This window comes from Streptomyces sp. NPDC107517, assembly GCF_055582645.1.
Map to the genome: position 1 here is coordinate 1 of NZ_JBVJPM010000030.1, position 10,161 is coordinate 10,161.

Annotated in this window: 8 protein-coding genes and 2 pseudogenes; 6 read left to right on the top strand and 4 right to left on the bottom strand. The window is 71.6% G+C overall.

Annotated features, from left to right (window positions below; genetic code table 11):
• Positions 1–92: pseudogene (locus tag ACZ67T_RS38890) on the top strand (endonuclease NucS); the annotation flags it as partial.
• A gap of 68 nt (positions 93–160) precedes the next feature.
• On the opposite strand, the gene ACZ67T_RS38895 reads toward ACZ67T_RS38890, so the two are convergent.
• The 3 genes from ACZ67T_RS38895 to ACZ67T_RS38905 form a co-directional block, all read right to left on the bottom strand.
• Positions 161–2,734, bottom strand: coding sequence for a P-loop NTPase family protein (locus tag ACZ67T_RS38895; RefSeq protein WP_469990786.1), 2,574 nt, complete (start codon positions 2,732–2,734; stop codon positions 161–163).
• A 217-nt stretch (positions 2,735–2,951) separates the two neighbouring features.
• Complete coding sequence (locus ACZ67T_RS38900; RefSeq protein ID WP_227297244.1) at positions 2,952–3,275, bottom strand: STAS domain-containing protein; 324 nt, start codon at positions 3,273–3,275, stop codon at positions 2,952–2,954.
• A 168-nt stretch (positions 3,276–3,443) separates the two neighbouring features.
• The gene (locus ACZ67T_RS38905; protein WP_100595843.1) at positions 3,444–4,292 is read right to left on the bottom strand and encodes a 3-hydroxyacyl-CoA dehydrogenase family protein; all 849 of its coding nucleotides are present in this window, start codon (positions 4,290–4,292) and stop codon (positions 3,444–3,446) included.
• Positions 4,293–4,601: 309 nt separating this feature from the next.
• On the opposite strand from ACZ67T_RS38905, the pseudogene ACZ67T_RS38910 reads away from it, so the two are divergent.
• A pseudogene (locus tag ACZ67T_RS38910) lies at positions 4,602–4,736 on the top strand (ABC transporter permease); the annotation flags it as partial.
• A 13-nt stretch (positions 4,737–4,749) separates the two neighbouring features.
• Complete coding sequence (locus ACZ67T_RS38915; RefSeq protein WP_469990788.1) at positions 4,750–5,322, top strand: cob(I)yrinic acid a,c-diamide adenosyltransferase; 573 nt, start codon at positions 4,750–4,752, stop codon at positions 5,320–5,322.
• On the opposite strand, the gene ACZ67T_RS38920 is transcribed toward ACZ67T_RS38915, so the two are convergent.
• Positions 5,319–5,864, bottom strand: a complete 546-nt coding sequence (locus ACZ67T_RS38920; RefSeq protein ID WP_469990790.1) for a hypothetical protein — start codon at positions 5,862–5,864, stop codon at positions 5,319–5,321. The genes ACZ67T_RS38915 and ACZ67T_RS38920 overlap by 4 nt on opposite strands.
• Before the next feature lie 170 nt (positions 5,865–6,034).
• Here ACZ67T_RS38920 and ACZ67T_RS38925 point away from each other — a divergent pair, with 170 nt between their 5' ends.
• The 3 genes from ACZ67T_RS38925 (at position 6,035) to ACZ67T_RS38935 (ending at position 9,883) form a co-directional block, all read left to right on the top strand.
• Positions 6,035–7,228 (top strand): sensor histidine kinase, encoded by a 1,194-nt coding sequence (locus ACZ67T_RS38925; RefSeq protein WP_469990792.1) that lies wholly within the window; start codon positions 6,035–6,037, stop codon positions 7,226–7,228.
• Positions 7,225–7,878, top strand: coding sequence for a response regulator (locus ACZ67T_RS38930; protein WP_469990794.1), 654 nt, complete (start codon positions 7,225–7,227; stop codon positions 7,876–7,878). The genes ACZ67T_RS38925 and ACZ67T_RS38930 overlap by 4 nt, the downstream gene beginning before the upstream one ends.
• 88 nt (positions 7,879–7,966) lie before the next feature.
• Entirely contained in the window at positions 7,967–9,883 is a 1,917-nt protein-coding gene (locus ACZ67T_RS38935) for a glycosyl hydrolase family 18 protein (protein ID WP_469990875.1), read from the top strand.
• Positions 9,884–10,161: the final 278 nt, after the last annotated feature.

Sequence of the window (10,161 nt, forward strand, 5' to 3'; positions counted from 1 at the left end):
GCGTCCTGGCCACGGACCGCGGCATCGGCTGCACGGTCCTGGACTACGACGCGCTGCGCGGCATCGAGGACGACAAGCTCCGCCTGTTCTGATCCGTCGGGCATGACCGAGGGCCGGGTTCACCAGAACCCGGCCCTCGGTCATGTGCCGCGTACGGCCGTCAGATCATCGACGAGGCGCCCGATCCGCCGGGCGTACCCGGCGCGCTGTCCGCCGGGCTGCTCATCGCGGAGCTGCCGCTCGGCGCCGGACCGCTCGCCGAGTCCGACGTGTCCGGGGTCGACGGCGTGCTGGGCGACGGCTCGGACGACGACGGCGGCGGAGAGCTCGTCGGGGGCTTGGACGTCGGCGGCTTCGACGTCGGGGGCTTGGACGTCGGCGGCTTGGTGGACGGCGGCTTCGACGTGGTCGGCTTGTCCGACGGCTTGTCGGAGGGCTTGTCGCTCGGCTTGTCCGAAGGCTTGCCGCTCTCGCCGGTCGACGGCCCGGTGCTGGGCGTCGGGTCGTCCGACGTGTTCGGGATGCCGTCCTTGCCCGGGTCGCCGGGCCGCTTCGTGGAGCCCGCGTCGCCGCCGCCCTGGTCCGTCTGGTCGGCGCCGATGTCGCCGCCGTCCTCGCCCTGCGAGGCCGACGGGTTCACATTGACGCTGTCGGACGGGGACTCGTTGTTCGACGTGGCGCCGAGCGTCACGACGGTGCCGAGGACGGCCGCGAGGAGCGCTCCGGCGCCCGCGGCCACGAGGTTGCGCCGCGTGCCGGTGATGACGGCACGACGGGCCCCGACGGGCTTGCCGCCGGGCCCGGACCCGGCCTGCCGGGAGACCAGCGTGTCGGGTTCCGGGGGCGGCGCGGGCAGCGCGAACGCGGCCGGCACCCCGCCGGGGGGCGATGCCGACTCCTCGTAGCGCGCGGCGGGGACCTCTTCGCCCGCAGCCGTGCGCCCGCCGGGGAGCGCGCCGCCGGAGCGGTCCGCGACCAGGGCGAGGGCGCGGCGGCCCGCGATGGTGCCCCGCTTGTCGGCCAGCGCGCCGCGCAGGGCGATGGAGGCCTCCAGCTCGGCGCGGGCCCGGTCGAGCCGCCCGCCGAGCAGCGCGAGGATGCCCAACTCGTGGTGGAAATAGGCCTCTTCCGCCACGTCGCCGGAGAGCCGCGCGGCCTCCTGGCCGGACCGCAGGCACCGCTCCCACACGGTCCAGCTGAGCCCGGCGGCGAACGCGGGCGCGGCGGTGCGGGCGAGCAGCACCGCGACGCTGCCCTCCTCGTCCGGCCCGGCCGGCGTCGTGCCGGGGACGAGTACGGTCAGCGCGGCGAGCAGCGCGTCGGCCTCGGCCGCGACCCGCTCGGGCCCGACCGAGGGATGCCCGGCCCACCACGCGTAGTGCTGCGCGGCGGTGTGCGCGTGGCCGCCGGCGTCGTCGGCGTATCCCGCGCTCGCCAGCTGGTCGTGCACGCCCGAGGCCAGGCGGTAGCGGCCGCCGACCGGAGTGACGAGGGCGCAGCCGACGAGTTCGGCGAGGGCCGCGTCGGCGTGGGTGTCACCCACGAGAGCGGGCAGGTGGGCCTGGTGCGGTATCTCGCCGCCGAGCGCGACCGCGAACCGCAGGGTGGCACGGGCCGATTCGCTGAGCCGGGACGCGAGCAGGGCCGCGGGCGCGGCGCCGTCGGCGAGCGAGGGCAGCGGCACGTCGTGGCCGTCCGCGGCGCCGAAGGGCGCGTCCACGGGCGGGGCGCCAGGACCTCCGAAGTGACCGAACTCGTCGAAGGCGTTCGGGTCGGCGCGCAACTGGTCGCGCTGGCGCAGGAGCGCGCCGGCCTGCACGAAGCGCAGCGGGAGCCCCTCCGACTCGAACCAGAGGTCGCCCGCCCAGTTCGCCTCCTCCTCCGTGAGGACGCGGCCGACGGACCGCTCCAGGAGTTCGAGCCCGCCGCCGCGGCCGAGGCCGCCGAGGAAGACCTCTTCGAGGTGCGAGTCGGCGGACGGCGCCGCGACGTCGGGTGTGGCCGCGACCAGGAAGGCGCACTCGGGCGTCGCCTCGAGGAGCTCGTCGAGCGCGGCGCCGCCGAACTCGAGGTCGTCGAGGACGACGACGGCGCCGATGTCGTGGACGAGTTCGAGCAGCAGGGCCCGGTCGGGCCGGTGCAGCGGCGCGTTGTACACGGTCGCGAAGAGGTCGTGCAGCAGGTCGTTCGACGAGCGGCGGTGTCCGGAGAGCCGGACGACACCGTCGGGCGCGACGTCCGCGCAGTCGTCGGCGACGGTGTCGAGCAGCGCGGTGCGCCCGGAGCCCGAGGGTCCGGTGAGCCGCACGGACCGCCCGCGCGCGAGGAGCCGGACGAGGCGCTCACGCTCCTCCTGACGCTCGAGGAGCGGCAGCCGGGGCAGCGGGGGTCCGGCCGGCAGCGGCGGACGCGCGGCGCGGGCCATGTCGGCGCGTTCCGCCGGCGCGTACTTGACGGGCCGTCCCGGCCGCTCCCCCGGCGGGCACGGCTCGATCTCGCTGCCGTCGACTGGATTGACGGTGAGCAGGAAGTCGCCGGACACGAGCTGCACGGTGCGGGCGAGCCCTTGTGAGGGCTGGCCGAAGTCAGGCGTGAGGGGATCCCTGGGCGGGCGCGGGCGGCTCGCCGGGGTGTCGCTCTCGTCGTCGTGATGGCCACGGTCCGCGCGGTCGTAGGGATCCCCGCCGTACGGATCGTGCCCGAAGTCTTCCGGTCCCCGGTTCATCGGGTCCATGGTCAAAGCCCCCCAAAAGCGTGGTGTGCCGGTGCCCCTCCCGGCCTGTGCACACTGCGCTGTCGCTTCTGGTCCGGTGCCGGCGAGTGGGTCCGTCAATCCGCGGGCGACCGAACCTTAGACCTGGCTCAGTATCTCTGAACAGCCGGGGTGCCGTGCCGTCCGAGACGTCACAGTCTCGTGAGGATTGTGGGCGCTGCATACCGGAACGCCCGATTCACACCCTGGGCAGCGATTCGACCCCGATGCCGCCCTCGATGGCGAGGATCCGGTGCAGCCGCGTCGCCACCAGGAGGCGCTGCATCTGGGGCGGCACACCCCGCAGCACGAGCCTGCGGCCGCAGCGTCCGGCCCGGCGGTGGGCGCCCATGATGACGCCGAGACCGGTCGCGTCCCACGAGTCCAGCTCTGACAGATCGAGCACCAGGTCGCCGACGCCGTCGTCGAGGGCCGTGTGCAGGACCGTACGGGCGTCCGCCGCGCTGCGGACGTCGAGGCGGCCCCCGACGACCAGCCCGGCGTGGTCGCCCCTGATGTACATATGCGCTCCCCGAGAGTGCTTGTGTGCCGTGATTCCAGTGGTCTCTGTGTCGTACGGCGATCTGGGTATGTCACTGCAACTGACTGGCGCGGGGGCGCAGAAGTTGCCGTCTGTAAGCGAACCGATACCGAATTCACCCCGTGGGGTTACCCGCGGGGTGACAAAAGATCAGTGCTTATAGAACCCCTGCCCGCTCTTGCGCCCGATGTCACCGGCGTCAACCATCCGGCGCATCAGCTCGGGCGGAGCGAACTTCTCGTCCTGGGACTCGGTGTAGATGTTGCTGGTGGCGTGCAGCAGGATGTCGACGCCCGTGAGGTCGGCGGTGGCGAGCGGCCCCATGGCATGGCCGAAGCCGAGCTTGCAGGCGATGTCGATGTCCTCGGCGGTGGCGACGCCCGACTCGTACAGCTTGGCGGCCTCGACGACGAGGGCCGAGATGAGCCGCGTGGTCACGAAGCCGGCGACGTCGCGGTTGACGACGATGCAGGTCTTGCCGACCGACTCGGCGAACTCCCGCGTGGTGGCGAGCGTTTCGTCGCTCGTCTTGTAGCCGCGGACCAGCTCGCACAGCTGCATCATCGGGACCGGCGAGAAGAAGTGGGCGCCGACGACGCGCTCCGGGTGCTCCGTGACCGCCGCGATCTTGGTGATCGGGATGGCGGAGGTGTTCGAGGCGAGCACGGCGTCCTCGCGGACGATCTTGTCGAGCGCCCGGAAGATCTCGTGCTTGACCTCGAGCTTCTCGAAGACGGCCTCGACGACGATGTCGGCGTCGGCGACAGCGTCCAGGTCGGTGGTCGTGGTGATGCGGGCGAGCGCGGCCTCGGCGTCCTGCGCGGACAGCTTGCCCTTGCTCACGAACTTGTCGTACGAGGCCTTGATGCCGTCGGTGCCACGGGCCAGGGCGGCGTCGGTGACGTCACGCAGGACTACGTCCCAGCCCGCCTGCGCCGAGACCTGGGCGATTCCGGACCCCATGAGTCCGGCTCCGATGACGGCGAGCTTCCCTGCCACTGTGCGACTCCCCTTGTCCGCTGACCGCGTACCACTTGCAACTGGCGGTTACCCGCTGTTCATGTATCTCTTCGGCGGACATTAGCGCCCGTGAGGGGCCGTGGGGCGGCGAAGTAATGCGCGTCACGTCTCGAATGACGGACATCACACCGCACGGGCCATCAGGCTCCGCGTGCGGCGTAGTTGGGCACCGGCTCGCCCAGGAGACCCTCCATCTCGTCGAGCAGGCCGAGTGCCTCGCGGGACACCTCCCCGGCGGGTCTCGCCTTGATCATCTCGGCGACGATGCGGGAGAGCGGCGTCGTGTGGATCCAGTCGATGCGCGACGCGTACGTCGGTCACTGCGCGACGGCGCACATGCTGTGCGGGGTCCTGGTCGCCCTCGCCCCGGCGGCGCTCGCCGTGACGGTCGGCACACGTGGCTTCCGCGGGACGGCCGCGTAACTACGCTGGCCCCATGGTCAATCTGACGCGTATCTACACCAGGACCGGCGACCAGGGCACGACCGCCCTCGGCGACATGAGCCGGACCGCCAAGACCGATCTGCGGATCTCCGCCTACGCCGACGCCAACGAGGCCAATGCGGTCATCGGCACGGCGGTCGCCCTCGGCGGGCTCGACGAAGAGGTCGTGAACGTCCTCGTACGGGTCCAGAACGACCTGTTCGACGTGGGCGCCGACCTGTCGACGCCGGTGGTCGAGGACCCGAAGTACCCGCCGCTGCGCGTCGAGCAGTTCTACGTCGACAAGCTGGAGGCGGACTGCGACCGCTTCAACGAGCGGCTGGAGAAGCTCCGGTCCTTCATCCTGCCCGGGGGCACGCCGGGTGCGGCGCTGCTGCACCAGGCGTGCACCGTGGTCCGCAGGGCCGAGCGCTCCACGTGGGCGGCGCTCGAAGTGCACGGCGAGTCGATGAACCCGCTGACGGCGACGTACCTGAACCGCCTCTCCGACCTCTTGTTCATCCTGGCGCGCACGGCGAACAAGGAGGTCGGGGACGTGCTCTGGGTCCCGGGCGGTGAGCGCTAGCGGTCGAGGGCGGGCGCCTTCTTCGGGAACAGCGTGTGGCTCAGCGCGATCACGACATTGATGCCGGTCACGAAGAGCATCTTCTGCTGCCACATCCGCAGCGAGCCGATGTTCCCGTCGGCGCCCACGTACCAGATCGCGCCCTGGAGCAGCATGAGCGCGACGGCGCAGGCGAGGATCCAGCGCGCGGCCGTCCGCCACTCGTGGGCGGCGCGCGCGGCCCCGTACCTCGGCGGCTTCACCGGGGGCGGCCCCCCGGCGAACCGGTGGGCGACCCGGGCGTCCACCCACTTGACGGTGGAGTGGCCGAGCCCCACGGAGAAGCCGATGTAGACGGCGGCGAGGCCGTGTTTCCAGTCCGGTTCGGCCCCGTTCTTGAGGTCCATCGCGGTGACGACGAACAGGACGACCTCCAGGAGCGGCTCGCACAGCAGGACGCCGACGCTCGTGCGCGGCATCTTCGCCACGTAGCGCAGGGCGAGTCCCGCGGCGAGCAGCACCCAGAAGCCGATCTCGCAGGCGACGATCAGCGTGACGATCACGGCGGGCTCCTCGGGAGGGGTTCGTGGACTCCTTCCAGCCTCGGGCCGCCACACCCGCCGATCGTCGTCACCGGTGACGAAACGCGGCTGCATCCTTCGATGTACGCCGGTCGCCCGGGGCCGCCCGACAGGCGCAGGCGACGCGCCGTGCGGCCGTATTGAATGGGGGCATGCCCCTGCCCCTGTCCCGCCCGCACCGTGACGACGTCCGTATCGCGGCGGCCGGCCTGCTCGGCGGTCTCCTGCTGTGGGCGCTCGGCCTGACCAACAGCCAGGGCTGGCGGATCCTCGGCGGCGGCTGGCTCCTTGTGCCGCTCTGCGCGATGGCGGGCCTGGAACTGCTGCGCAGGACCGCGCCCCGGACCGCCCTGGTGCTCGGCACGTTCGTCCTGATCGCGGATCAGTTCACGCCGGGCAGCCTCGCGACGACGCTGATGTTCACGGACCTCGTCTACGCGGCCGTCCTGTACGGCACCCCGGCCGCCGCTCGCCGGATCCCGGTGACGACGGCGCTGATCACCATCGCGGTGACCCTGGGGTTCCTGGCCTGGTTCCGCAGGCCGGAGGCGCTCCTGATCGGGGTCGTCAGCGGCCTCGTGTCGTTCGCGCCCGCGGCCACCGGTGTCCTCGTACGCAACCACCGGGAGGCCGCCGAGTCGGCGCGGCTGCGGGCCGAACAGACCGCGCTGCTCGCCGAGATGGACCGCACCCAGGCGGTCGTCGCCGAGCGGGCCCGGATGGCGCGTGAGCTGCACGACATGGTCGCCAACCATTTGTCCGCGATCGCCATCCACTCCACGGCCGCGATCTCGCTCGACGATCCGAGGACCACGCGGCGGGCGCTCACCGTCATCCGTGAGAACAGCGTGGAGGGCCTCGCCGAGATGCGGCGCCTCATCGGCATCCTGCGCGACGACAGCGGCGACTCCCCGGGCGAGCCCGTCGCCGCGCCCACGCTGGACGGCCTCGGAGCCCTCGTCGAGCAGTCCCGCACCAACGGCCTCGACGTCACGCTCACCGTCGGCGACAGCGTCGTCGGCCTGCCCGCGCCGATCGAGCTCGCCGCCTACCGCATCGTGCAGGAATCCCTCACGAACGCGCTCAAGCACGCGTCGCACGGCCCTGTCACCGTGGCCGTCCACCGTAGTGACGGGGCGCTGACAGTGCGGGTGACCAGCCGGTACGGGGGTGTGGACGGCCCGCGTGCTCCCGGTTCGGGCGCCGGGCTCATCGGGATGCGCGAGCGCACCGCGCTCCTGCACGGCACGTTCGAGGCCGGTCCCGACTGTGGACCCGGCGGCAAGATCTGGCAGGTCAGGGCCGAGCTGCCCGTCGCCCCAGCTGACGAAGGAGTGTCGGAGTGACCGCGTCGATCCGCGTGCTTGTCGCCGAGGACCAGGCCGCCGTACGGGCGGGGCTCGTCCTGATCCTGGGCAGCGCCCCCGACATCGAGGTCGTCGGGGAGGCGGCGGACGGCGAGCAGGCGGTGGCGCTGGCGCGCGCACTTCGGCCGGATCTCGTCCTCATGGACATCCAGATGCCGCGCCTCGACGGCGTCTCGGCGACCCGCCAGGTGGTCTCCGAGGCACTCGCCGACGTGCTCGTCCTGACGACGTTCGACCTCGACGAGTACGTCTTCGGGGCGCTGCGCGCGGGCGCCGGAGGGTTCCTGCTGAAGAACACCGAGGCGAAGGACCTGATCGAGGGTGTCCGCACGGTCGCGCGCGGTGAGGGTCTGATCGCGCCGGCGGTGACCCGCAAGCTCATCGCGGAGTTCGCCGCGAAGCCCGTACGGCCGGAGCCGGGGCCCCCGCCGGCGGGGCTCGACGCCCTCACTCGCCGGGAGCGGGAGGTGCTTTCCTGCCTCGGAGACGGGCTGTCGAACGCGGAGATCGCGGTGCGCCTGGAGATGGCGGAGGCGACGGTGAAGACGCACGTCAGCCGGTTGCTGGGGAAGCTGGAGCTGCGCAGCAGGGTGCAAGCGGCCGTCCTTGCCCAGGAGTTGGGGCTGTGAGGGGCCACATTCTGTAATTGGTTTAGACCTTGACCGTTGGTCCAGACCTTTCTATTCTCACGGCACTGCGGTGAGCGCAGCCATGCACATGACCAGCGCGGCGGTGCTCACGGGCGGCGCAGGGTTCCACCCCCGTCATGTCCCCCGGATACCACCCGAGGAGCACCCCTTGCGCTTGAGACTCAGACAGAGAGCCGTGGCAGGGCTCACCACCCTGCTGCTCCCGGCCGCCGCCCTCGTCGGCCTCGCCACCCCCTCCCACGCGGCCGCCGCCGCGACCACCGCCACCGCGACCTACGTCAAGACCCAGGACTGGGGCACCGGCTTCGAAGGCAAGTGGACCGTCAAGAACACCGGTACCACGGCTCTCAGTTCATGGACCGTCGAGTGGGACTTCCCCGCCGGCACCAAGGTGACCTCCGCCTGGGACGCCACCGTCACCAACTCCGCCGACCACTGGACCGCCAAGAACGTCTCCTGGAACGGGTCGCTCGCCCCCGGAGCCTCGGTCTCCTTCGGGTTCAACGGCTCGGGCCCCGGTGCCCCCTCAGGCTGCAAGCTCAACGGCGCCTCCTGCGACGGCGGTGACGTCCCCGGCGACGCGGCCCCCTCCGCGCCCGGCACCCCGACCGCCTCCTCCGTCACCGACACCTCGGCCAAGCTCGACTGGACCGCGGCCACCGACGACAAGGGCATCAAGAACTACGACGTCCTGCGCGACGGCGCCAAGGTCGCGACGGTGAGCGGGACTTCGTACTCCGACACCGGGCTCACCGCGGGCACCGACTACTCGTACACCGTCCAGGCCCGCGACACCGCCGACCAGACCGGCCCGGCCTCCGGCTCGGTCAGGGTGTACACGACCGGCGGCGGCACCGACCCGGGCCCCGGGGGCAAGGTCAAGCTGGGGTACTTCACCGACTGGGGCGTCTACGGCCGCCAGTACTTCCCGAAGAACCTGGAGACCTCCGGCTCCGCCGCGAAGGTCACCCACATCAACTACGCCTTCGGCAACGTGCAGAACGGCCAGTGCACGATGGGCGACTCGTACGCCGACACGGACATGGCGTACACGGCCGCCAACTCCGTCTCGGGCGTGGCCGACACCTGGGACCAGCCGCTGCGCGGCGCGTTCAACCAGCTGCGCCAGCTCAAGGCCAAGCACCCGAACCTGAAGATCCTCTGGTCGTTCGGCGGCTGGACCTGGTCCGGCGGCTTCGGCCAGGCCGCGCAGAACCCGGCCGCGTTCGCCGACTCCTGCTACAAGCTGGTCGAGGACCCGCGCTGGGCCGACGTCTTCGACGGCATCGACATCGACTGGGAGTACCCCAACGCCTGCGGCCTGTCCTGCGACACCTCGGGCCAGGACGCCCTGAAGAAGCTGGCCTCGGCGCTGCGCGCCAAGTTCGGCTCCAGCAACCTGGTGACGGCGGCGATCACGGCCGACGCCTCCACCGGCGGCAAGATCGAGAAGAACGACTACGCGGGCGCGTCCCAGTCCTTCGACTGGTACAACGTCATGACCTACGACTTCTTCGGCGCGTTCAACGCCCAGGGCCCGACGGCCCCGCACTCCCCGCTCACCTCGTACCCCGGCATCCCGCAGCAGGGCTTCGACTCCGCTGACGCCATTGCCAAGTTGAAGGCCCAGGGCGTCCCGTCGAGCAAGCTCCTGCTCGGCATCGGCTTCTACGGCCGCGGCTGGACCGGCGTCACACAGAAGGAGCCGGGCGGCACCGCGACCGGCCCCGCCGCCGGCACGTACGAACAGGGCATCGAGGACTACAAGGTCCTCAAGACGAAGTGCCCCTCGAACGGAACGGTGGCCGGTACGGCGTACGCGTACTGCGGCTCCGACTGGTGGTCCTACGACACCCCCGCCACCATCAACTCCAAGATGGCCTGGGCCAAGAGCCAGAACCTGGGCGGCGCCTTCTTCTGGGAGTTCAGCGGTGACACCGCGGGCGGCGAGCTGGTGACCGCCATCGACGGCGGCCTGAAGTAACAGCACCGGGCCACACATGACGGAAGCCGGGTGAACGGGGCCGCCCCCTGTTCACCCGGCTTCTCCATGCAAAGCAAAAGCCCAGGCCGTACGAAAAGCGCTACGCGACGTTCACCCTCCCCCAAGGAGCTCCGCTGCGCTCCGCACCAGGGGGGACCCCCAACCAGCGGGACCCTGAACGCCGCTACGCGACGTTCACCCTCCCCCAAGGAGCTCCGCTGCGCTCCGCACCAGGGGGGACCCCCAACCAGCGGGACCCTGAACGCCGCTACGCGACG

Coding starts and splice junctions, on each gene's coding strand:
- ACZ67T_RS38900 (WP_227297244.1), bottom strand. CDS start 3,275: ATGTACATCAGGGGCGACCACGCCGGGCTGGTCGTCGGGGGCCGCCTC.
- ACZ67T_RS38915 (WP_469990788.1), top strand. CDS start 4,750: ATGGTCAATCTGACGCGTATCTACACCAGGACCGGCGACCAGGGCACG.
- ACZ67T_RS38925 (WP_469990792.1), top strand. CDS start 6,035: ATGCCCCTGCCCCTGTCCCGCCCGCACCGTGACGACGTCCGTATCGCG.
- ACZ67T_RS38895 (WP_469990786.1), bottom strand. CDS start 2,734: ATGGACCCGATGAACCGGGGACCGGAAGACTTCGGGCACGATCCGTAC.
- ACZ67T_RS38935 (WP_469990875.1), top strand. CDS start 7,967: ATGACCAGCGCGGCGGTGCTCACGGGCGGCGCAGGGTTCCACCCCCGT.